This is a genomic window from Pseudomonas sp. TE6288, from assembly GCF_054062095.1.
In genome coordinates, this window is sequence record NZ_JBSSEW010000005.1 from 57,838 (window position 1) to 79,428 (window position 21,591).

Here is a 21,591-nt window from a genome sequence, read left to right on the forward strand (position 1 = left end):
GCAGGGAGAGGTCGGTGCCCCTTTTCACGGGCACCGAGTTTCCAGGAAGGTCAGGCCTGGCTCGCACTTACCTTGAAGGACACATGCTTTCCTGCTTCTGCAACAAAGAACTCGACTTCATAGCCATTGCCATGCTGGTCGATCACCTTCCAGATACTGCGCTTAGTCTGGGAGCTGCTGTAGTGACGGTTATAGAAGCGTTTGGCGTACATATGGATCAGCAGGTGTCCCGGACGCTGGTGATGGACTCGGTCCGACTCTGGAGATTTCACCGTGAATGGCTGGCCTGCCTCATAGACCGTCACCTTGCGGTGCTGGCTGTAGTCATTGGTAAGTTGGAAAGAGATCAATGCGTGATCCCATGCGTTCATTTCATAGATGGGGTGAGACGAAGGTGTGGCCAGCGCCTCGCTTTGGACCACCATGGTTCTCGGATCGGCAAATCCGAAATAGCCGACCGATTCTTCGAATTCGTCATCCCAGTAATTCAGATTGTCGCTGGGGAGCTTGTACTTGAGGGGTGACTCGACGCTGAGTTGGAAGAGCTCCTTATGACCCAGCGCAGGGGCGATGGATTCAATGACGACCGAGGACTTGAAGGGTTCGGCATTGGTGACGAACAGATGATCTTCATCCATCCAGATCGCCGCGTAGATAGGGCTCAGCGTGCCGCCAGGACGCTTCGATGTCACATAGAAGCGTCGGTGAATGGATTTGGACGACGACGCCAGCAGTGCGCTGGGGGCACTGCCGGTGGCGTTGTGGTAGATGAATCGCTCATCGCGCTGTGTGTGCGCGTAGAGGTCCGGCTGATCCAATACTCGAGGGATGCCTTCGTCATCGATCTGGACCAAGGCTAGCGAGTCGAGACTTTCTCGAGAGATCGTCTGGCCGTTACGAGGTTCGAGCGTGACGGTGATCTCCACTTGTTGGCAGCCATTGGCATACACGCGACGGGAGTTGGAAGTGATATCCAGTTGGAAGCGGCGTAGCCATTGATTGGCTTTTACAGTACTGCTCATAAGGTTTGCCTCTGAAGGAAGTGAGGCTTCATTTGAGTAGGAAAGTGCGCGATGAGAGCGGTATTTATTGCTGGCTGTGGGAGCCTCCATAATTTCTTGCGAGCAAAAAAAACCGCTCCTCGAGGGAGCGGCTTTTTTCTTACGGGTGAATGTTGAAATTACTTCACTTCCACCGCCAGGCTTTCGGCAATTTTGCTCTGCCACAGCGCAGGGCCGGTGATGTGCACCGATTCACCCTTGCTGTCCACCGCGACGGTGACCGGCATGTCCTTCACTTCGAACTCGTAGATCGCTTCCATGCCCAGCTCGGCGAAGGCCAGGACCTTCGACTTGCGGATGGCCTGGGCTACCAGGTAGGCGGCGCCACCGACGGCCATCAGGTACACGGCCTTGTTGTCCTTGATCGCCTCGATGGCGGTCGGGCCACGTTCGGACTTGCCGATCATGCCCAGCAGACCGGTCTGCTCGAGGATCTGGCGGGTGAACTTGTCCATCCGCGTGGCGGTGGTCGGGCCGGCTGGGCCGACCACTTCGTCGCCGACCGGGTCGACCGGGCCTACGTAGTAGATGAAGCGGCCTTTGAGGTCCACCGGCAGTTCTTCACCGCGGTTGAGCATCTCGACCATGCGCTTGTGCGCGGCGTCGCGGCCGGTGAGCATCTTGCCGTTGAGCAGGATGGTCTCGCCGGGCTGCCAGCTGGCGACTTCTTCCGGGGTGATCGCGTCCAGGTTCACGCGGCGGGCGCTTGGGCCGGCTTCCCAGACGATTTCCGGGTAGGCGTCCAGCGATGGCGCTTCCAGCTCGGCCGGGCCGGAACCGTCGAGCACGAAGTGGGCGTGACGGGTAGCGGCGCAGTTGGGGATCATGCACACCGGCAGGGAGGCGGCGTGGGTCGGGTAGTCCATGATCTTGACGTCGAGCACGGTGGTCAGGCCGCCCAGGCCCTGGGCGCCGATGCCCAACTGGTTGACCTTGTCGAACAGCTCCAGGCGGATCTCTTCGATGCGGTTCTGCGGGCCACGGGCTTTCAGCTCATGGATGTCGATGGATTCCATCAACACTTCCTTGGCCATCACCGCGGCTTTCTCGGCGGTGCCGCCGATGCCGATGCCCAGCATGCCAGGCGGACACCAGCCAGCGCCCATGGTCGGGACGGTCTTGAGCACCCAGTCGACGATCGAGTCGGACGGGTTGAGCATGGCCATCTTCGACTTGTTTTCCGAGCCGCCGCCCTTGGCCGCGACATCCACCTCGACCTTGTCGCCGGGGACGATGGAGTAGTGGATCACTGCCGGAGTGTTGTCCTTGGTGTTCTTGCGGGCACCGGCCGGGTCGGCCAGGATCGAGGCGCGCAGGACGTTCTCGGGCAGGTTGTAGGCGCGGCGCACACCTTCGTTGATCATGTCGTCGACGCTCAGGGTGGCGCCGTCCCAGCGCACGTCCATGCCGACGCGGATGAACACGGTGACGATGCCGGTGTCCTGGCAGATCGGGCGGTGGCCGGTGGCGCACATGCGCGAGTTGATCAGGATCTGGGCGATCGAGTCACGCGCGGCAGGCGACTCTTCACGCAGGTAGGCCTCGTGCATCGCCTGGATGAAGTCGACGGGGTGGTAGTACGAGATGAATTGCAGGGCGTCGGCGACGCTCTGAATCAGGTCGTCTTGCTTGATCACGGTCATGCAGCGCGCTCCTCTTAAAGACGGGAACATTCGAAAAGGCATTCCGACAGTGCACACCTGTATGTCAGGAACGCCTGGCAAGGCGCCGGCTGGTCGGGCCGGCACAAAAAAGGCGCGGCAGTATACCGTGCCCCCGTCTTCGGAAACACCTGCACGTGGTCTGGACCAAGGTCGGCAGGGAAGGGGCATCCTTTTTGCTGATGACATGCGATGCTGTGGCATCGGTAGCGCAAAGTGGCGCCAGTAATACTTTTAATCGGACGAGAAACCTGACCATGCCCGAACTCTGCGTGGGCGAGCGCCAATGGGCAGTGCCAGGCGGCAGCAACCTACTGGATGCCCTCAACGAGGCAGGCCTGAACGTGCCCTACAGCTGCCGCGCCGGCAGCTGCCACGCCTGCCTGGTGCGTTGCCTGGACGGTATTCCCCTCGACGCGAAACCCGAGGCGCTGGCGGCGGAAAAACGCGAGCAGGGCTGGCGCCTGGCCTGCCAGTGCTCGGTCACCAGTGACCTGCGGGTGGCGCTGTTCGACCCCCGAAACGATGGCCTGCCGGCCACGGTGATCGGGCTGGACTGGTTCGCCGATGTGCTGCGTCTGAGGCTGCGACCGGAGCGGCCATTGCGCTACCAGGCCGGGCAGCACCTGGTGTTGTGGAGCGACGGCGTTGCGCGACCCTACTCGTTGGCGAGCCTGCCGGGCGAGGACGATTTTCTCGAATTTCACCTGGATTGCCACCGTTCCGGCGCGTTCTGCGACCAGGCAAGGCAACTTCGGCTGGGGGATGTGCTGAGGCTCGGCGAACTCCGGGGCGGTGCGTTGCACTACGACCCGGACTGGCAGGCGCGGCCGCTCTGGCTGCTGGCGGCGGGTACCGGGCTGGCGCCGTTGTGGGGCATCCTGCGTGAGGCATTGCGACAGGGGCATCAGGGGGAAATTCGGGTGCTGCACGTGGCACACACCGCTGAGGGGCACTATCTGGCGCAGTCGTTACAGGCGCTGGACGGAGTGACGGTCGAATGGGTGTTGGCGGCGCAGCTGGATGAAGCGCTGGCTGGGTTGAAGCTGATGTCGCGTCAGACCATGGCGCTGGTGTGCGGGTCACCTGGGAGCGTGGAGCGCTTTGCCCGACGGCTGTTCATTGCTGGGGTGCCACGTAATCAGATATTTGCGGACGTGTTTACCGAGCATGTTTGAGGGCTGAAAAGCATCGCGGGGCAAGCCCGCTCCCACAATGCCGACACCGGCGTGGGAGCGGGCTTGCCCCGCGATAGGTGCTGCTGAGGGATCAGCCGACCAGCGGATCACCGACATGCAGGATCTTCATGCCGTTGGTGCCACCGATGGTGTGGTAGCTGTCACCCTTGGTCAGGATGACCCAGTCGCCTTGCTCTACGAGGCCGCGCTTGAGCAGCTCGTCGACCGCCGCCTGGCTGACCTTGTCGGCCGGCAGCGAGGCCGGGTCGAAGGCAATCGGGTAGACGCCGCGGAACATGTTGGCACGGGCCTGGGTAGCACGGTGCGGCGACAGGGCGAAGATCGGCACGTGCGAACGCAGGCGCGACATGATCAGCGGGGTGTAGCCACTTTCGGTGAGGGCGATGATCGCCTTGACGCCGGGGAAGTGGTTGGCGGTGTACATCGCCGCCAGGGCGATGGACTCGTCGCAGCGCTCGAAGGTGGTGTGCAGGCGGTGGCTGGACTTCTGGCTGGTCGGGTGCTTCTCGGCGCCCGAGCAGATACGGGCCATGGCCTGTACGGCTTCGATCGGGTAGCTGCCGGCGGCGCTTTCGGCTGACAGCATCACTGCGTCGGTGTTGTCGAGCACGGCGTTGGCCACGTCCGATACTTCGGCGCGGGTCGGCATCGGGTTCTGGATCATCGACTCCATCATCTGGGTCGCCACGATCACCGCTTTGTTGTTGCGGCGGGCGTGCTGGATGATCTTCTTCTGGATGGCGATCAACTCGGCATCGCCGATTTCCACGCCCAGGTCGCCACGGGCAACCATGACTGCGTCGGAAGCGAGGATCAACTGGTCGAGCGTCTCGTCGTCGGCGACCGCTTCGGCGCGTTCGATCTTGGCCACCAGCCAGGCGCTGCCGCCGGCTTCGTCACGCAGCTTGCGGGCGTATTCCATGTCGCTGGCGTCGCGCGGGAACGAAACGGCCAGGTAGTCCAGGTCCATTTCCGCGGCCAGCTTGATGTCGGCCTTGTCCTTCTCGGTCAGGGCCGGTGCGGTCAGGCCGCCACCTTTGCGGTTGATGCCTTTGTGGTCCGACAGCGGGCCGCCGATGATCACCACGCAGTGCAGGGCGTCTGCGGTGGCGGTTTCGACGCGCATGACCACCCGGCCGTCGTCGAGCAGCAGTTCGTCACCGACGCCGCAGTCCTTGACCAGGTCGGGGTAGTCGATGCCGACGATATCCTGGTTGCCTTCGGTCAGCGGGTGAGCGGTGGAGAAGGTGAACTTGTCACCGACTTTCAGTTCGATGCGCTTGTTGGCGAACTTGGCGATGCGGATCTTCGGACCCTGCAGGTCCCCCAGCAGCGCGACGTGACGGCCGTTCTTGGCGGCGATGTCGCGGATCAGGCGGGCGCGGGCCTTGTGCTCGTCCGGGGTGCCGTGGGAGAAGTTCAGGCGTGCCACGTCAAGGCCGGCGAGGATCAGCTGTTCGATCACTTCCGGCGAGTTGCTGGCGGGGCCAAGGGTGGCGACGATTTTGGTACGGCGGATGGTCATGCACAGACTCCTATAGTGAAGCGCAGCGAAAGGCTACTCCTCAATTGCGCTGTAGTCATTGTTCCGTTGCACTACCTGTACGGTTGCGAGGGTGGCGTTTGAACGGTCGCTGTATGCTTGCAAAAGGCTGTGAAGATTTGCCGTGAAAGGCCGATACACTGCCATCAAAGGAGAATTCCCATGCGCACCCTGATCGTTTTGACCATGGCGGCCAGTGTCGTCGGCTGCACCCGCTGGTCCATGGACCACCACCTGAACAATGCCTATCGCGCCTATGACCGTGGTGACTGTGCAAAGGTGATGCTGGAGCTGTCGCAGGTCGACCGCACCAGCCGTGCCCGGCCGTTCATCCACCCGGAAGTATCGCTGCTGCGTGGCCAGTGCCTGGAACGCCAGAAGCTCTACGTCGACGCTGCGCAGACCTACCAGTACCTGATCCAGCAGTACCCGCGCAACGAATACGCCTACCGCGCGCAGGCGCGCCTGCAGACGCTGGAGAAGCTCGGCCACCTGCGTGGCAGCGAAGCGGCGGTGGCCAGCCCGGTGAACTCTACACCTTGGCGTTAATCCCAAGGTGTCGATGATTTCATGTAGTCCGTCCGTCGGACTGGGCTAATCTGTTGGAGAGTTGTAACGATCATCGCCAGTACCTTGTCTTCCTGGCTCCAGGTACAGGACTTCACTGCGATCATGTTTATCGAGCGACATATAGAGCGTCATCAACTGCCTTGCGTGCTCAAGGTCTTCAACCGCTGCACCGACCAGCAGATCGGCTATCTGGGCAATGCCTCCGAAGACGGCCTGATGCTGATCAGCCAGTTGCCGGTGCTGGTGGGGCCGGACTTCGAGCTGCAACTGCGTGTTCCCCTTGCCGGCGGTGGCCTGCAGTTCATCAACCTGACCGCCAGTTGCCTGTGGTGCCGCGAAGATGAAACGCCCGGGCATTTCGATGCCGGTTTCATGTTGTTGCAGGCGCCGCAGGAATACGACGGCTTTGTCCGCTCGCTGCGCGATTTCTTCAGCTTCCGGCCCATGAACGCCTCTGCGTAAGGCTGGCCCAGCCCTCGCGCGTGCCGTTAGACTCTGGTCGACCTTGTTACAGGAAGACCCCGTGAGCTCCAGCATCTTCTGGCACGACTACGAAACCACCGGCATCAATCCACGCTGCGATCGCCCCCTGCAGGTGGCCGGCGTGCGCACCGACCTCGATCTCAACGAGATCGAGGCGCCGATCAGCCTCTATTGCCGGCCCTCCGACGATATCCTGCCGCACCCGGCGGCCTGCCTGGTGACCGGCATCACTCCACAGCAGCTGGCCAGCCAGGGGCTGTGCGAGGCCGAATTCATGACGCGCATCCATGCGCAACTGGCCCGGCCTGGCACGTGTGGCGCCGGCTACAACACGTTGCGCTTCGACGATGAGGTCACCCGCTACAGCCTCTACCGCAACTTCTTCGACCCCTATGCCCGTGAATGGCAGGGGGGCAACAGCCGCTGGGACTTGATCGATGTGGTGCGTACTGCCTATGCGCTGCGCCCCGAGGGCATCGTCTGGCCACAGCAGGATGGGCGCACCAGCTTGCGCCTGGAGCTGTTGAGCAAGGCCAATGGCATCGACCATGGCCATGCCCACGAAGCGCTTTCCGACGTGCGGGCGACCATTGCCCTGGCCCGGTTGATTCGGGACCGGCAGCCCAGGTTGTATGACTGGTTGTTCCAGTTGCGCAGCAAGCACAAGGTCATGGAGCAGATCCGCCTATTGCAGCCCCTGGTACATGTATCCGGACGTTTCTCGGCGCAGCGCAACTATATCGGTGTGGTGTTGCCATTGGCCTGGCACCCGCGTAATCGCAACGCGCTGATAGTCTGCGACTTGCAGCAGGATAGTTCGCCGCTGCTCGAGGAGAGTGCGCAAGCATTGCGTGAGCGTTTGTACACGCGGCACGAAGATATGGCCGAGGGCGAACTACCGGTACCGCTGAAGTTGGTGCATATCAATCGGTGCCCGGTGCTGGCGCCGCTATCGGTACTGCGCCCGGCCGATCAACAACGGTTGGGGCTTGAATTGTCGGTGTTGCAGGAACAGGCGCAGCAGTTGGCCAACCAGCAAACTGTTTGGCGAGACAAGCTGGGCATCATCTATCAGGAAGAGGGCTTTGCACCCAGTGAAGACCCGGAGCAACAGTTGTATGACGGTTTCCTCGGTGACCGCGACAAACGCCTGAGCGAACAAGTGCGGTGTACCGATCCGGCGCAATTGGCCAAGGGGCAGTGGATGTTCGATGATCCGCGCATGCCGGAATTGTTGTTCCGCTATCGGGCGCGAAACTTTTCCGACACCCTTGATGAACAAGAGCGCGCACGTTGGCATGCGTTCTGTCAGCAACGTCTTACAGACCCTGCCTTTGGTGCGCCGAACACCCTGGGCGATTTCGAGCTGGCATGCCAAAGCAGCCTGCTAGACGCCAGCGAGGCGGGGCGCCAGGTACTGGAAGCCTGGCAGGGCCATATCCGACAACTGAAAGTGCAATACCAGCTTTGAAATGTGCAGATAAACAAAAACGCCGGCAACTGCCGGCGTTTTCATGTTGAAACCAATGCGCCCGTTAAGCGTATCAGTCCAGCAGGGTGGCCCAGCTTTCGACGACGTCGCCGCCCCACTTGGCTTTCCACTCTTTCAGGGTCTTGTGGTTGCCACCCTTGGTTTCAATAACCTCGCCGTTATGCGGGTTCTTGTATTGCTTGACCTTGCGTGCACGTTTGGTGCCGGTGGTCTTGACTGCGCCACGCGGCGCCTTGCTCAGTTTGCTTTCCGGATCGAGCAGCGCGATCACGTCACGCAGCGATTTACCGTTTTCGGCCATCAGCTCGCGCAGCTTCTTTTCGAACTCCAGCTCTTTTTGCAGTTTGCCGTCTTGCGACAGGTTGGCCAGACGAGCCTGAAGTTCCTTGATAGCTTCTTCGGTGGCGCGGTACTCGTTGATCAGGGACATGGTGTGTTCCTTAGTACATGTTCAGGGAGAGAGACAGTGGGGGCAATAATAGACAGACGATACTCTCAAGTAAACAATTTAAAATTGAAGACTCAATTAATAGTAGGGCATGACTTCACGGTCATTAGGTTAAGAAAAATTTACAAATTTCTTGGGGCAATGCCGATTACCCCCTTGGGAAAAAGGCTATGGACCTGTGTGATCGAGCCCTTCAGGCAAAGCGCTCAGGTAAAGATGATTACTGCGTTTTCCCCGGCAGGCCGCTAGAATATGCGCCTTTGCGAAGTTCTGGAGTCTCTCTCATGCGCACCTATCGACTGGTGATTGCCTGCCCCGACCGTGTCGGCATCGTGGCGAAAGTCAGTAATTTCCTGGCCCTCTACAATGGCTGGATCAACGAAGCCAGCCACCATTCCGACGAGCAGAGCGGTTGGTTCTTCATGCGCCATGAGATTCGCGCCGAGTCCCTGCCGTTCGGTATCGAGGCTTTCCGCGAGGCGTTCGCGCCGATCGCCGAAGAGTTCTCCATGACCTGGCGGATCACCGATTCGGCACAGAAGAAGCGCGTGGTGTTGATGGCCAGCCGCGAGTCGCACTGCCTGGCAGACCTGCTGCACCGTTGGCACACCGACGAGCTGGACTGCGAGATCCCATGCGTGATCTCCAACCACAACGACCTGCGCAGCATGGTCGAATGGCACGGTATTCCGTTCCACCATGTGCCGGTCGATCCGAAGGACAAGCAGCCGGCGTTCGCCGAGGTATCGCGCCTGGTCGAGGAGTGCGGCGCCGATGCCGTGGTGCTGGCGCGCTACATGCAAATCCTGCCGCCGCAACTGTGCCAGGCATACGCGGAAAAGGTCATCAACATCCACCACAGCTTCCTGCCGTCGTTCGTCGGCGCCAAGCCTTATCACCAGGCGGCGCTGCGTGGCGTGAAACTGATCGGCGCGACCTGCCACTACGTGACCGAGGAGCTCGACGCCGGCCCCATCATCGAGCAGGACGTGGTACGGGTCAGCCATGCCGACAGCATCGAGGACATGGTCCGTTTCGGCCGCGATGTGGAGAAGATGGTCCTGGCCCGTGGCTTGCGCTATCACCTCGAAGACCGCGTCCTGGTGCATGGCAACAAGACCGTGGTGTTCAACTGAGTCGAGGGCCGGTGCATGGCGGATCCACGTGACAAGGCCGGCGCCTCGGCGCCAGCGACCTTGGGCGAGGGGTGCCTGGCCCGCTTCGATCCCGAGGCCCTGAGCGACGAAGACGGCACTGAGTTCCCTGGTGCTGTCGAACTCTGGGGGCGGCTCAACCCGTCTGTCGGCGCCGACGATCCAGCAATGGCCGCGCCAGCAGATATAGAAACACCGGCCCCCCGGCCAACAGATAGAAATAGTAGGTAACCGCGCGCCAGATCAGAATGGCCGCGGCTGCCGTCGAACTGCCCACCAGCGGTGACAGCAAGGTCGCCGAAGTCAGCTCCGCCGCGCCGGCACCGCCCGGCAGCAGGCTGAACTGCCCCGCGCTGAGCGACAGCATCTGCACCAGGAAGCTCGGAATCCACGCCAGCTCCACGCCCAATCCGCGCAACACCAGGTACAACACGCTATAGCGCAGGCACCAGTGCGCGCAGGTCAGGAAGAACACCGCAGCCAGTGTGCGCCGTGGCATGCGCCAGGTATCGCCCAGGGCATGGATGAAACGCAGCACTTTGCGTGCCCAGCGTCGCCGTCGTGCCGGTGACATGCCCAGGCGCCGCAACAGCCGGCCATTGCCGCGCATCACCCCGCGTCGATAACGCAGCAGCAGGACGATTCCCGCCAACGCGGTGCACAAGAGCAACGCGCTGCCCATCAACATTTGCGTCTGGCTGTGGCCGAGCCTGTGGAACAGGGCGTACGCGGCTATCGCCAGCATGGCGCAGAAGAAGAACAGCAGGTCGCTCAACTGGTCCATGGCGAACACCGCGCCGCTAAGCGAAGGCGCGATACGCTCGCGTTTCAGCAGGGTCATCAGCGTCAGTGGGCCCCCCGTACCGCCAGGAGTGGTACAGATGGCGAACTCGGTGGCCATGACCACTCCCAGGCTGCGGAGCCGGCCCACCCGGGCGCCCTGTTCGCCGAGCAGCAGGCGCAGGCGCAGGGCATTGAGCGTCCAGCACAGCAGGATCATGCCCAGCAGCAGCGCCATCAGGCCGGGGGCGAAGGATTGCAGGCGTGGGAGCAAATCGCGGCCGCCCAGCAGGGCGGGCACTGACACTGCCAGCAGCAATGCCAGGCCTAGCCAGCCCAGGCGACTCATGGCGCGGCCTGGCGCTCCAACCAGGCCGACTTGGTCAGTGGCTCACGTCCCTGCGCCAGCAATTGGTGCAAGGTCTCGAGCCAGTAATTGCGTGAGCTGGCGTGGCGCATGTCCACCGGATGCAGGCCCAGGCGCAGAGTGTCGGCCTCGCGCCAGCGCCGGCACTGCCAGTCACTGACTACCTTGGACAACCCTCGTCTCCAGGCGCTGCGGGCACTCCATACCAGCCCCGGGGCATCAAAGGCGGTGAAGTCCGGCAGCCGGTACAGGTGCCTTGGGGTGCTGGTGTAGCGCAGCGGCAGCTGGCGCAGCGCCTGGCGCGTGCCTTCGCTCATCAGCCAGGCGGGGGCGACGAACCCCGCCACTGGCCAGCCCTGTTGCCCGAACAACGCCAGCCCGGCTTGCAGGCGCTGAAGTGCGCTGGCCTGTTCCAGGCCGTGGAACTCACCTTCGTGGGTGTAGATCCGGCGCATGAAATATTCGCGCGGCCCGCGTGGCGCCGGACCGTCGTCGGCATGGTAGTAGCCGTGCAGGGCCAGTTCGTCGCCACGGGCCAGGCGTCGGTCGAGCAGGCGACAGAAGGTGGGCGAATGCGTGAGCGGATTGCGGTGGTGGAAATCCGGCACCACCAGCCAGGTCATGGGCACGTCCCCCAGGTCATCGATCGCCTGGACGAAGGGCTGGTAGTCCGGCCAGGTTTCCGGCGCCACGTCGTGCAGCACCAGCATCAGGCTGCGTCGGGTGGAGGCGGGCTCAGCCATGGGCGCGCACCGGTAGCGGGTGGCCCAGCACCGCCTGGTAATGCTGGAGCAGGCCACTGACCACGTTGTCCCAGCTGTAATGGCGTTCCACGTGGCGACGCGCCTGGCTGCCAAGCTGGCGCACGCCGTGGTCGAAGACTTCGCGCACGGCGGCGGCCATGGCGCGGCCGTCGTTAGGTGGGCACAGGCGGCCGCACTGTTCGTTGACGATTTCGCCGAAGGCGCCAGCGTGCACGGCCACCACGGGCGTGGCACTGGCCATGGCCTCGAGAATGACCAGGCCGAAGGTTTCCTGGTCGCCGGCGTGCACCAGCAGGTCGGCGCTGGCCAGTAGCCGAGCGACTTCATCGGGGGGGCAGAAGTGGTCGATCACGCTGACATTGTCTGGCACCCCGATCGGCATGTTCGAGCCCACCAAAAGCAGGTGATAGGGCTGCCCGAGTGCCTGCATGCAGTCGAGCAGTACCGGCAGGTTCTTTTCCCGCGAGCCACGGCCGGCAAACACCAGCAGTCGACTGGTATCGGCGATGCCCAGTTCGCGACGCAGGCCGGGGTCGCGCTTGTCAGGGTGAAATTGCATCAGGTCCACCCCCAGGCGTTGCACATGCACATTCTCGACCCCCAGCCTGCGCAACTTGTCGGCCATCACCTGGCTGGGCGCGAGTACCCGGTCGAAATGTCCGTAGAGCTTGCTGACATAGGCCTCGACATTGGGGGTGAACCAATTGCCCATGCGGTTGCTCACCAGCAGCGGCAGGTCGGAGTGATAGAAGCCGATCACCGGGACATCGAGCTTGCGCCGCGCTTCCAGGGCCGCCCAGGCGGTGAGGTAGGGGTCGCCGACTTCGATCAGGTCGGGCTGTAGACGACGCAGCTCCTTGCACCAAGGGGCCAGGCGCACCGGGAAACGGTAGCCGTTGCCGAAGGGTAGGGGCGGCGCGGGAACATGGTAGACGCCATTGGTCTGGCTGGCGCTGGCGCCGGGAATCAACAGGCTGTGGCGAACGCCGGACATGGCGTCGAGGCGGCGGTGTTTGGCATCAAGATAGGTTCTTACCCCGCCGCTGGCCGGGGCATAGAACATGGTGATGTCGGCGATGTGCACGATCAGCATCCCTCCGGGATCGTCCTCGGGTGTGTCACCAGACGGCACTGGGCCGGCGATGACGCGCCTTAGGGTTGACCTACTTGAAGGATAGTTTGTTCGATCGAGGTTTGGCGCAGCCCGCTCCCACTGCAAAAGTGGGAGCGGGCGCAGGGTCAGATGCGGAAGCTGCCGACCAAGTGCTTGAGGCGACCGGCCTGCTGTTCCAGGTCCGAACAGGCGCGCAGGGTGGCCTGCAGGTTCTCGACGCCTTCCTGGTTGAGCATGTTGATCTCGTTGATGTCCATGTTGATCGAGTCGACCACGGCGGTCTGCTCTTCGGTGGCGGTGGCCACCGACTGGTTCATGCCGTCGATCTCGCCGATACGCTGGGTGACGCTGCCCAGGCGCTCGCCGGCCTGGTTGGCGATTTCCATGCTGTCCTGGCTGTGACGCTGGCTCTGGCCCATGGTGTCGACCGACTCGCGAGCGCCAACCTGCAGCTCTTCGATCATGGTCTGCACCTGTTGCGCCGACTCCTGGGTGCGGTGCGCCAGATTGCGTACCTCGTCGGCGACCACGGCGAAGCCGCGCCCGGCCTCACCGGCGCGTGCAGCCTCGATGGCGGCGTTGAGGGCGAGCAGGTTGGTCTGCTGGGAAATGCTGGTGATCACCTCGAGGATCTGGCCGATGTTCACGGTCTTGTTGTTCAGCGTCTCGATATGCTCGCTGGAGGTGACGATCAGGTCCGAAAGGCGGTTCATCGCATCGATGTTGCGCTGCACCACCTGCTGGCCTTCCTCGGCCAGCAGCCGCGCGGAGCTGGCATGCTGCGAGGCCTGGGCGGCATTGCCGGCGATCTCCTGGGCGGCGGCACCGAGCTGGTTGATGGCGGCGGCGACGCTGTTGGTGCGATTGGACTGCTCGTCGGAGTTGGCCATCGACGAGTTCGAGGCGCTGATCACGCGCAGCGCCACTTCGTTGACCTGCTCGGTGGCCGATGACACCTCGCGGATCGAACCGTGGATGCGTTCGACGAAGCGGTTGAAAGCGGTGCCGAGAATGCCGAATTCGTCGTGGTTGTGAATTTCCAGGCGGCGGGTCAGGTCGCCTTCGCCTTCGGCGATGTTCGACATGGCGCGGGTCATGGTGTGCAGTGGCTGCATCAGCACGCGGATCAACAGCCCGAGCAGGGCGATGATGATCACCACCGCCACCACTGTGGCAATCACTGCCGAGGTGCGGAAGGTGCTGAGCATCGAAAATGCCTTGTCCTTGTCCACCGACAGGCCGATGTACCAGTTGGCCGATGGCAGGCCTTTGACCGGGGTGAAGGTCAGCAGGCGGGTTTCGCCATTGAGGGTGACTTCGGTCAGGTCGCGGGACAGGCGAGGGGTGTTCTGCGGGAACAGGTCTGTCAGCGATTTCATCACCAGGTTCTTGTCCGGGTGCACCAGGATCTTGCCCTGGTCGTTGACCAGGAAGGCATAGCCCATGCCGCCGAAGTTCAGCGAGTTGATGATCTCCACCAGGCCGTCGAGGGCCAGGTCGCCGCCGACCACGCCAACCGAGCGCGACGCGGTGCTGATGATCGAGATGACCATCTTGTTGGTGGCCATGTCGATGTAGGGCTCGGTGAGGATCGGGCCGCTGGCGTTCAGGCCGTCCTTGTACCACGGGCGCACGCGCGGATCGTAGCCGTCGGGCATCTTGGTGTCGGGGCGCACGGTGAAGGTGCCGTCGGGCTGGCCCAGGTAGATGGTCAGGAAGCTCGAGGTGAGTGCGCTCTGGCCCAGCAGGGTGCCGGTGTTCTGTGGGAACTGGGCGAGGTTCTGGGCGACGTTGTCGACCAGTTTGATGCGCCCTTCGAACAGGTTGCGGATGTTGGTGGAGGTAGACTCGCCCATCTCGGCCAGGTAGTTCTCCAGGTCTTCGCGAATGGCGTTACGCTGGAGATAGTCGTTGTACAGGGTGAACAGGCTGAAGGCGAGTATCACGATCAGTGATGCCGCCAGAAGAATCTTGTGGCTGAAACGAAGGCTTTTGTTCATAACGTGATCGTGTCCGCTAAGGTTTTTATCGGGTCGTTCGCACAAAGCACGGCTGGAAAACAGTGCAACAAGTCCCGTGGGTCCTTTTCGGGTTGTTACTGTCTTTCTGGTAAGAATCATTTTGAAATATCGGCTGTCACGCGGCAGAACTTGAGCAGGGGATGAAAGAAGATGTCAGATTCCTTACGAATGGTTGTAGGGGCGGGGCCGGATGGTCAGCCGGTATCCCAGGCCATGCGCCTGGCCAACCGGCATGGCCTGGTGGCCGGAGCCACGGGCACCGGCAAGACGGTGACCCTGCAGCACCTCGCCGAGCTGTTCAGTGACGCCGGGGTGGCGGTATTCGCGGCGGATGTCAAGGGCGATCTGTGTGGCCTCGGTGCGGCGGGCGCGCCACAGGGCAAGGTGGCCGAGCGGATCGCCGGCATGCCGTGGCTGAACCACACGCCCCGGGGCTACCCGGTAAGCCTGTGGGATGTCGCGGGGCAATCGGGGCATCCCCTGCGCACCACGATGAGTGAAATGGGGCCGCTGCTGCTGGGCAACCTGCTGGAGCTCACCGACAGCCAGCAGGCTGCCTTGTATGCGGCGTTCAAGGTGGCCGACCGGGAGGGCTTGCTGCTGCTCGACCTGAAGGACCTCAAGGCCCTGCTCGCGCACCTCAAGGACAACCCGCAATTGTTGGGCGAGGACAGCGCGTTGATGACCAGCGCTTCCACGCAGGCGCTCTTGCGCCGGTTGGCGACGCTGGAACAACAAGGCGCCGAGGCATTGTTCGGCGAACCGGCGCTGCAGCTCGAAGATCTGCTGCGCCCGGAGGGCGACGGGCGCGGCCGCATCCACCTGCTCGATGCCAGCCGCCTGGTGCATGACGCTCCCAAGGTCTATGCGACGTTCCTGTTGTGGTTGCTGGCTGAACTGTTCGAGCAATTGCCGGAGCGCGGCGATGCCGACAAGCCCGTGCTTGCGCTGTTCTTCGATGAGGCGCATCTGCTGTTCAATGGTACGCCCAAAGCGTTGCAGGACCGTCTGGAGCAGGTGGTGCGGCTGATCCGCTCCAAGGGCGTGGGGGTGTACTTCGTCACCCAGTCGCCGGGAGATCTGCCGGATGCGGTGTTGGCTCAGTTGGGGTTGCGTATCCAGCATGGCCTGCGCGCCTTCACCGCCAAGGAGCAGAAATCATTGCGTGCCGTGGCTGATGGTTTCCGGCCGAACCCGGCGTTCGACAGCCTGGCGGTGCTCACTGAGCTCGGTATCGGCGAAGCCTTGGTTGGCACCCTGGAGGAGAAGGGCACGCCAGCCATGGTTCAGCGGGTGTTGATCGCGCCGCCACAGTCGCGGATCGGACCCTTGAGCGCGGCTGAGCGCAGTGCGCTGATCCCGGCGTCAGCGTTGTCAGGGCGTTATGACAAACCGATCGATCGTGAGTCGGCCTATGAAATGCTCACGCAGCGCAAGGGTGAGCCTGTGGAGCCGGTACCCCAGGCCAAGGCCGAGGAAGACAGCTTCGCCGACAAGGCCGGCGAGTTCTTGCAGAGCGCGGCGGGGCAGGCGATCAAGTCGGCGGTGCGCCAGGCGGCCAATCAGCTGGGGCGCCAGTTGGTGCGTGGGTTGATGGGGTCGCTGTTGGGTGGGAAGAAACGTTAAACCTCAATGGGCCTATCTCGGGACAGATCGCATCGGCGCACCGCCGCTCCCACGAAAAAGGCGCCCTGCAAGGGGCGCCTTTTTCAGTACTGCATCAGCACTCAGCTAATGGCCTTGGTGGCCAGCCAGAACAGGCCGGCCGCCAGGCCCATCGACGCCGGCAGGGTGAGTACCCAGGCCAGCAGGATGGTCTTCACGGTGCCGCCCTGCAGGCCGCTCTTGTTGGCGACCATGGTACCGGCGACACCAGACGACAGCACGTGGGTGGTGGACACCGGCAGGCTGAACACGTTGGCCATGCCGATGGCGCAGGCCGCGGTGATCTGGGCCGACATCCCCTGGGCATAGGTCATGCCCTGCTTGCCGATCTTCTCGCCAACGGTCAGCACCACGCGTTTCCAGCCGACCATGGTGCCCAGGCCCAAGGCCAGGGCGACAGCGACGATCACCCAGAACGGGGCGTATTCGGTGGTGGCGGTCAGGTCCTTGCGCAGTTTATCCAGGTCAGCCTTTTCGCGAGGCTCCAGGCCTGGCAGCTTGCCGACCTTCTTCGCCGTGTCGTCCAGGCACAGCAGGTAGCGGCGCACTTCGACGCGCTTCTCGGCGCTCAGGGCGCGATAGTCGGTCACACCGGCGAGCGACGATTGCAGCGCGGCGATGGTCGGCTCGGTCTGCTGCGGATTGCAGCTGAACTGCTCCGGCAGGTCGCTTGCCTGCGCCTTGCCCAGTGCCAGGAACTCGCCCAGGGTGGCGGCGTTGCGCTGGTAGAACTGGCTCAGGTGCAAGGTGGCGTCACGGGTACGCTCGATCTGGTAGGTGGTGCTGTTCAGGTCGAGGACGAACTTGGCCGGGACGATACCGATCAGTACCAGCATGATCAGGCCGATGCCTTTCTGGCCATCGTTGGAGCCGTGCACGAAGCTCACGCCCATGGCCGAGATCACCAGCACCAGGCGGTTCCAGAACGGCGGGTGCTTCTTGTCGTCGAGCTTGCGGCGCTGGTCAGGGGTCTTGTGCATCTTCGACAGCGGGCGCCACCATTTCAGGCCGATCAGCACCAGGGCTGCGACAGCAAAGCCGGCCATTGGCGAGAGCACCAGGGACATGGCGATATCGATGGCCTTCTGCCAGTTGACGCCGTCACCCAGCGGAATGTCGCTGAGCAGGGCGTTGGCCAGGCCGACGCCGAGGATCGAGCCGATCAGGGTGTGCGAGCTGGACGCCGGAATGCCGAAGTACCAGGTGCCCAGGTTCCAGGTGATGGCGGCGGCCAGCAACGAGAAGACCATGGCCAGGCCGTGGCCGGTGTTCACATTGATCAGCAGTTCGACCGGCAGCAGGTGGACGATGGCATAGGCCACCCCGACACCACCGAGCAGAACGCCGAGGAAGTTGAACACGCCAGAGAAGAACACGGCGAGGTGCGGTGGCATGGCCTTGGTATAGATGACGGTGGCTACCGCGTTGGCGGTGTCATGAAAGCCATTGATGAACTCGAAGGCGAGCACGAAGGTCAGAGCGAGCGTCAAGCTCACGATAACCCAGGCATCCAGTCCGCTGAATAAATCGATCATGAAGGTTGTCTGGCGGTCTTAGGGGGGGCGGATTATGCCAGAAAACCATGGCAATCGATGCACCTGCCGCTGACCGATGGCAGGAGAATGCCGGCATGGCACGAGCACCCACGTGCCGGGTAATCGCAAAAAAACGCCGTTAAAAATCGATAAAATTCAGAAAAATCAGCTATTTGAGGTGATTTTTACTGGGCTTGCGCAATTAAAACGACTGTATGAAATTTGTGTGATTCCATTTCATATCACAGGTTTTCGCCGGCATGCTTCGCCGCACACCCTTCCTGGGTGATGGCGCATTGGCACTGAGCGGCTTCAATTGTCGTCGCTGCGCAGCTCCTTTTCGATCTTCTCGATTTCCTGGGCGAACGCCTGGTCGAGAACGCTGGCACGCTTACGCCAGGGTTTGCGTTCCGGGTCGGGTTGTGCGGCATACGTGGTGACTTCACCACCGTAAACATCCTTGTAACGTTCAGCCTGGCGCTCGAGTTCCGCGCGCAGTTCTTCTTTCGTCACAGTAATACCTGAATAGGTTGAAGTGGGGCGTCAGCCTTTAAATACACACGCAGAATGCGGATATGTCGGCAAGCCCAACAATTCATTGCACCGAAATGGCAATGCATGAGTTGGCAAGCTGCTGTGCAGCGCACGGCAAGCCACTGCAAAGACAGGGGCTGGCAGTCGCAAGGCAACGAAAGTGCGTCGATTGGATCCGTTAAACGGTGCTTGCAATCAACACCGGCAATTATAGCAATCGTCCGGTTGAAGGCTATCGTTCTTTACCTGCAACTGACAATAGACCTGAAGTTTATTGTGCAGTCTATAAACCCTTTGTCGTGCCGGCATTCAAAAGGTTCAAGCCGATGTGCCAAGCAAGTTCGCCGTCTACTGTCAGAAATGAAAACGGCCTCGCTGAGGGGCGAGGCCGTTGCCTGGGACTTCTACGGTGGGTACCTGACCAGTCTCTCCAAAGAAGCCACATGTGGCAGGGGAAAGGTATAAGCAAAAGTGTCAGCGGTCAATTGCGATTATCGGCCGTTCGTTCGATAATCGCACGAGGTAGCGATTTTTTTGAGGCATGTCCATGAGCGAAGAAACCAGCGGCCAGTCAGCCAACGAGCCCGCACGCAGTACCAGCCCCACCCTGGCACCCCCGATCGTGGCGTCGGCTGCCAAGCGTATCCAGGCATTCACCGGTGACCCTGACTTCATGACCTCCCTGGCCCGTGGCCTGGCAGTGATCCAAGCCTTCCAGGAGCGCAAGCGCCACCTGACCATCGCCCAGATCAGCCATCGAACGGAGATTCCGCGGGCCGCGGTGCGGCGCTGCCTGCATACCCTGATGAAGCTGGGTTACGCGACCACTGACGGGCGTACCTATTCGCTGTTGCCCAAAGTGTTGACCCTTGGTCATGCCTACCTGTCATCCACGCCATTGGCGGTGTCGGCCCAGCCTTACCTGGATCGCATCAGCGACCAGCTCCACGAAGCGGCCAACATGGCCACATTGGAAGGCGATGACATCCTTTATATTGCGCGCTCCGCCACGGTCGAACGGCTGATCTCGGTGGACCTCTCGGTTGGTGGGCGTTTGCCGGCCTATTGCACTTCGATGGGCCGTATCCTGCTGGCGGCACTGGACGATGCCAGCCTGCACGAATACCTGGAACGCGCCGACCTCAAGGCCCGTACCAGCCGTACCCTGCATGACCCGGCCTCGTTGTTCGCGTGTATCCAGCAGGTGCGTGAGCAGGGCTGGTGCGTGGTGGATCAGGAACTGGAGCAAGGCTTGCGTTCGATTGCCGTGCCGATCTATGACGCGTCGGGTCAAGTGCTGGCGGCGCTGAATGTCAGTACCCATGTCGGCCGCGTCAGCCGCGGGGAACTGGAGCAGCGTTTCCTGCCGATCCTGCTGGCGGCCAGCAGGGACTTGTGCCATCAGCTATTTGGCTGAGCCCGCCGGGGCGCGTTGCGCCCCATTGCCGGCAAGCCGGCTCCCACACCGACCGTGCTCAGCGGGCTTGCCAGCGATGAGGCGATTACGAACAACACAAGACAGTTGCTCATACGCGGAAACGTTGAACACGCCATACCGTTTCCTGTTCGATAAACGCACAGTGTCGCTCTCGACGAATTGCGCCGCCCACGCCCGCTGATTAATGTCTGTCGCACCTGTCGGCTGCGCCGACCGGATAATAACAACAGGCCCGAGGGCATCCCCATGACCACTGTCCCTTCGCTGTCGCGGTCGCACCCGCGCACGGTGCTGCTGCACTCCGGCTGAGCACGGCCGACCTATCCGCTGTTTTCTGTTCCAGTGCATCCGCCCTGCGCGGTAGCCTGCCTGCGCCCAACTCCCGGATAACAATAATGAACAAGCCACAATCCGCTGTCGGCAACTGCCTCGACGTCCAATCCTTCATCAATGCCCAGCCGCTGTCCCGTTATCAATGGCGGGTGGTGATCCTGTGTTTCCTGATCGTCTTCCTCGACGGCCTGGACACCGCCGCCATGGGCTTCATCGCCCCGGCGCTGTCTCAGGAATGGGGCATCGACCGGGCCAGCCTCGGCCCGGTGATGAGCGCCGCGCTGATCGGCATGGTGTTCGGCGCCCTCGGCTCCGGCCCGCTGGCCGACCGCTTCGGACGCAAGGGCGTGCTGGTGGGCGCGGTATTGGTGTTCGGTGGCTTCAGTCTGGCCTCGGCCTACGCGAGCAATGTCGACCAATTGCTGGTGTTGCGCTTTCTGACCGGCCTGGGCCTCGGGGCTGGCATGCCCAACGCCACCACCTTGTTGTCGGAATACACTCCGGAGCGCCTCAAGTCGCTGCTGGTGACCAGCATGTTCTGTGGCTTCAACCTGGGCATGGCCGGCGGCGGTTTCATTTCGGCCAAGCTGATCCCGGCATATGGCTGGCACAGCCTGCTGGTGATCGGCGGTGTCCTGCCACTGCTGCTGGCAGTGGTGCTCTTGGCCTGGTTGCCGGAGTCGGCGCGGTTCCTTGTGGTGCGCAACCGCGGCGCCGACAAGGTGCGCAAGACCCTGGCGCCGATCAATCCTGAACAGGTAGCCCAGGCATCGAGCTTCAGCGTGCCGGAACAGAAGGCGGTGGCGGCGCGCAACGTGTTTGCGGTGATCTTCTCGGGTACCTATGGCCTGGGCACCGTATTGCTGTGGCTGACCTATTTCATGGGCCTGGTGATCGTCTACCTGCTGACCAGCTGGCTGCCGACACTGATGCGCGACAGCGGCGCAAGCATGGAGCAGGCCGCCTTTATCGGCGCATTGTTCCAGTTTGGCGGGGTGCTCAGCGCGGTGGCAGTGGGTTGGGCCATGGACCGCTTCAACCCGCACAAGGTGATCGGCATCTTCTACTTGCTGGCAGGTGTGTTCGCCTACGCCGTTGGACAGAGCCTGGGCAACATCACCTTGCTGGCGACCCTGGTGCTGGTTGCCGGCATGTGCGTGAACGGCGCGCAATCGGCCATGCCATCGCTGGCGGCGCGCTTCTATCCGACCCAAGGCCGTGCCACAGGCGTTTCCTGGATGCTCGGGATCGGCCGCTTCGGCGCGATTCTCGGCGCCTGGAGCGGGGCTACGCTGCTGGGGTTGGGCTGGAATTTCGAGCAGGTGCTGACGGCACTGCTGGTGCCGGCGGCATTGGCCGCGGTGGCTGTCGTGGTGAAAGGGTTGGTCAGCCACGCGGATGCGACCTGAGGTCTGGTGGCTCGCTCCTG

Annotated in this window: 18 protein-coding genes and 1 pseudogene; 8 read left to right on the forward strand and 11 right to left on the reverse strand. The window is 62.4% G+C overall.

Annotated elements, in window-relative coordinates:
- Positions 1–50 precede the first annotated feature (50 nt).
- Both ACVWY1_RS06515 and ACVWY1_RS06520 read right to left on the reverse strand, forming a co-directional pair.
- On the reverse strand, positions 51–1,022 hold the full coding sequence (locus ACVWY1_RS06515; protein WP_457377990.1) for a hypothetical protein: 972 nt from the start codon (positions 1,020–1,022) through the stop codon (positions 51–53).
- 158 nt (positions 1,023–1,180) lie between these two features.
- Positions 1,181–2,704: a fumarate hydratase gene (locus tag ACVWY1_RS06520; RefSeq protein WP_457377991.1), complete on the reverse strand. Its 1,524-nt coding sequence runs from the start codon at positions 2,702–2,704 to the stop codon at positions 1,181–1,183.
- A 275-nt stretch (positions 2,705–2,979) separates the two neighbouring features.
- On the opposite strand from ACVWY1_RS06520, the gene ACVWY1_RS06525 reads away from it, so the two are divergent.
- Positions 2,980–3,900, forward strand: coding sequence for an iron-sulfur-binding ferredoxin reductase (locus tag ACVWY1_RS06525; protein WP_139669410.1), 921 nt, complete (start codon positions 2,980–2,982; stop codon positions 3,898–3,900).
- Positions 3,901–3,991: 91 nt separating this feature from the next.
- Here the strand turns inward: ACVWY1_RS06525 and pyk are convergent, their stop codons facing one another.
- The gene (pyk, locus tag ACVWY1_RS06530) at positions 3,992–5,446 is read right to left on the reverse strand and encodes a pyruvate kinase (RefSeq protein WP_023631128.1); all 1,455 of its coding nucleotides are present in this window, start codon (positions 5,444–5,446) and stop codon (positions 3,992–3,994) included.
- Positions 5,447–5,626: 180 nt separating this feature from the next.
- On the opposite strand from pyk, the gene ACVWY1_RS06535 reads away from it, so the two are divergent.
- From ACVWY1_RS06535 to sbcB, 3 genes are all read left to right on the forward strand, one after another.
- Positions 5,627–6,013: a tetratricopeptide repeat protein gene (locus ACVWY1_RS06535; protein ID WP_277503024.1), complete on the forward strand. Its 387-nt coding sequence runs from the start codon at positions 5,627–5,629 to the stop codon at positions 6,011–6,013.
- A 123-nt stretch (positions 6,014–6,136) separates the two neighbouring features.
- Positions 6,137–6,496: a PilZ domain-containing protein gene (locus tag ACVWY1_RS06540; RefSeq protein WP_046856935.1), complete on the forward strand. Its 360-nt coding sequence runs from the start codon at positions 6,137–6,139 to the stop codon at positions 6,494–6,496.
- A gap of 61 nt (positions 6,497–6,557) precedes the next feature.
- Positions 6,558–7,988, forward strand: a complete 1,431-nt coding sequence (gene sbcB / locus ACVWY1_RS06545) for an exodeoxyribonuclease I (protein WP_457377992.1) — start codon at positions 6,558–6,560, stop codon at positions 7,986–7,988.
- A 73-nt stretch (positions 7,989–8,061) separates the two neighbouring features.
- On the opposite strand, the gene mvaT is transcribed toward sbcB, so the two are convergent.
- Positions 8,062–8,439, reverse strand: coding sequence for a histone-like nucleoid-structuring protein MvaT (gene mvaT / locus ACVWY1_RS06550; RefSeq protein ID WP_028690229.1), 378 nt, complete (start codon positions 8,437–8,439; stop codon positions 8,062–8,064).
- Between the two features lie 302 nt (positions 8,440–8,741).
- Here mvaT and purU point away from each other — a divergent pair, with 302 nt between their 5' ends.
- A complete protein-coding gene (purU, locus tag ACVWY1_RS06555) occupies positions 8,742–9,593 on the forward strand; it encodes a formyltetrahydrofolate deformylase (RefSeq protein ID WP_046856933.1) in 852 nt (283 codons plus the stop codon).
- Between the two features lie 154 nt (positions 9,594–9,747).
- Here the strand turns inward: purU and ACVWY1_RS06560 are convergent, their stop codons facing one another.
- The 5 genes and pseudogenes from ACVWY1_RS06560 to ACVWY1_RS06580 all read right to left on the reverse strand — a co-directional run.
- Positions 9,748–10,740 carry a lysylphosphatidylglycerol synthase transmembrane domain-containing protein gene (locus tag ACVWY1_RS06560; protein WP_102682784.1) on the reverse strand — a complete coding sequence of 331 codons (993 nt, stop codon included), beginning with the start codon at positions 10,738–10,740 and terminating at the stop codon, positions 9,748–9,750.
- Positions 10,737–11,501: a DUF2334 domain-containing protein gene (locus tag ACVWY1_RS06565; RefSeq protein WP_139669416.1), complete on the reverse strand. Its 765-nt coding sequence runs from the start codon at positions 11,499–11,501 to the stop codon at positions 10,737–10,739. The genes ACVWY1_RS06560 and ACVWY1_RS06565 overlap by 4 nt, the downstream gene beginning before the upstream one ends.
- On the reverse strand, positions 11,494–12,615 hold the full coding sequence (locus ACVWY1_RS06570) for a glycosyltransferase family 4 protein (RefSeq protein ID WP_102682782.1): 1,122 nt from the start codon (positions 12,613–12,615) through the stop codon (positions 11,494–11,496). The genes ACVWY1_RS06565 and ACVWY1_RS06570 overlap by 8 nt, the downstream gene beginning before the upstream one ends.
- A 146-nt stretch (positions 12,616–12,761) precedes the next feature.
- Complete coding sequence (locus ACVWY1_RS06575; protein ID WP_457378039.1) at positions 12,762–13,526, reverse strand: methyl-accepting chemotaxis protein; 765 nt, start codon at positions 13,524–13,526, stop codon at positions 12,762–12,764.
- A 93-nt stretch (positions 13,527–13,619) separates the two neighbouring features.
- Positions 13,620–14,756, reverse strand: a pseudogene (locus tag ACVWY1_RS06580) (HAMP domain-containing protein); the annotation flags it as partial.
- Between the two features lie 51 nt (positions 14,757–14,807).
- On the opposite strand from ACVWY1_RS06580, the gene ACVWY1_RS06585 reads away from it, so the two are divergent.
- Positions 14,808–16,283 carry a helicase HerA-like domain-containing protein gene (locus ACVWY1_RS06585; RefSeq protein ID WP_457377993.1) on the forward strand — a complete coding sequence of 492 codons (1,476 nt, stop codon included), beginning with the start codon at positions 14,808–14,810 and terminating at the stop codon, positions 16,281–16,283.
- 101 nt (positions 16,284–16,384) lie between these two features.
- On the opposite strand, the gene ACVWY1_RS06590 is transcribed toward ACVWY1_RS06585, so the two are convergent.
- Positions 16,385–17,857, reverse strand: a complete 1,473-nt coding sequence (locus ACVWY1_RS06590; RefSeq protein ID WP_023629967.1) for an inorganic phosphate transporter — start codon at positions 17,855–17,857, stop codon at positions 16,385–16,387.
- A 312-nt stretch (positions 17,858–18,169) separates the two neighbouring features.
- On the reverse strand, positions 18,170–18,370 hold the full coding sequence (locus tag ACVWY1_RS06595; protein WP_023629966.1) for a hypothetical protein: 201 nt from the start codon (positions 18,368–18,370) through the stop codon (positions 18,170–18,172).
- Positions 18,371–18,938: 568 nt separating this feature from the next.
- On the opposite strand from ACVWY1_RS06595, the gene pcaR reads away from it, so the two are divergent.
- Together pcaR and ACVWY1_RS06605 are read left to right on the forward strand one after the other, a co-directional pair.
- Positions 18,939–19,808 carry a pca regulon transcriptional regulator PcaR gene (pcaR, locus tag ACVWY1_RS06600; RefSeq protein ID WP_102682779.1) on the forward strand — a complete coding sequence of 290 codons (870 nt, stop codon included), beginning with the start codon at positions 18,939–18,941 and terminating at the stop codon, positions 19,806–19,808.
- 416 nt (positions 19,809–20,224) lie between these two features.
- On the forward strand, positions 20,225–21,571 hold the full coding sequence (locus tag ACVWY1_RS06605) for an MFS transporter (RefSeq protein ID WP_046856926.1): 1,347 nt from the start codon (positions 20,225–20,227) through the stop codon (positions 21,569–21,571).
- Positions 21,572–21,591 lie beyond the last annotated feature (20 nt).

What these genes read in the sequence shown, in the direction of transcription:
- ACVWY1_RS06515 (WP_457377990.1), bottom strand. Translation starts at nt 1,022, where the DNA reads ATGAGCAGTACTGTAAAAGCCAATCAATGGCTACGCCGCTTCCAACTG.
- ACVWY1_RS06520 (WP_457377991.1), bottom strand. Translation starts at nt 2,704, where the DNA reads ATGACCGTGATCAAGCAAGACGACCTGATTCAGAGCGTCGCCGACGCC.
- ACVWY1_RS06525 (WP_139669410.1), top strand. Translation starts at nt 2,980, where the DNA reads ATGCCCGAACTCTGCGTGGGCGAGCGCCAATGGGCAGTGCCAGGCGGC.
- pyk (WP_023631128.1), bottom strand. Translation starts at nt 5,446, where the DNA reads ATGACCATCCGCCGTACCAAAATCGTCGCCACCCTTGGCCCCGCCAGC.
- ACVWY1_RS06535 (WP_277503024.1), top strand. Translation starts at nt 5,627, where the DNA reads ATGCGCACCCTGATCGTTTTGACCATGGCGGCCAGTGTCGTCGGCTGC.
- ACVWY1_RS06540 (WP_046856935.1), top strand. Translation starts at nt 6,137, where the DNA reads ATGTTTATCGAGCGACATATAGAGCGTCATCAACTGCCTTGCGTGCTC.
- mvaT (WP_028690229.1), bottom strand. Translation starts at nt 8,439, where the DNA reads ATGTCCCTGATCAACGAGTACCGCGCCACCGAAGAAGCTATCAAGGAA.
- purU (WP_046856933.1), top strand. Translation starts at nt 8,742, where the DNA reads ATGCGCACCTATCGACTGGTGATTGCCTGCCCCGACCGTGTCGGCATC.
- ACVWY1_RS06560 (WP_102682784.1), bottom strand. Translation starts at nt 10,740, where the DNA reads ATGAGTCGCCTGGGCTGGCTAGGCCTGGCATTGCTGCTGGCAGTGTCA.
- ACVWY1_RS06565 (WP_139669416.1), bottom strand. Translation starts at nt 11,501, where the DNA reads ATGGCTGAGCCCGCCTCCACCCGACGCAGCCTGATGCTGGTGCTGCAC.
- ACVWY1_RS06570 (WP_102682782.1), bottom strand. Translation starts at nt 12,615, where the DNA reads ATGCTGATCGTGCACATCGCCGACATCACCATGTTCTATGCCCCGGCC.
- ACVWY1_RS06575 (WP_457378039.1), bottom strand. Translation starts at nt 13,526, where the DNA reads ATGGCCAACTCCGACGAGCAGTCCAATCGCACCAACAGCGTCGCCGCC.
- ACVWY1_RS06585 (WP_457377993.1), top strand. Translation starts at nt 14,808, where the DNA reads ATGTCAGATTCCTTACGAATGGTTGTAGGGGCGGGGCCGGATGGTCAG.
- ACVWY1_RS06590 (WP_023629967.1), bottom strand. Translation starts at nt 17,857, where the DNA reads ATGATCGATTTATTCAGCGGACTGGATGCCTGGGTTATCGTGAGCTTG.
- pcaR (WP_102682779.1), top strand. Translation starts at nt 18,939, where the DNA reads ATGAGCGAAGAAACCAGCGGCCAGTCAGCCAACGAGCCCGCACGCAGT.
- ACVWY1_RS06605 (WP_046856926.1), top strand. Translation starts at nt 20,225, where the DNA reads ATGAACAAGCCACAATCCGCTGTCGGCAACTGCCTCGACGTCCAATCC.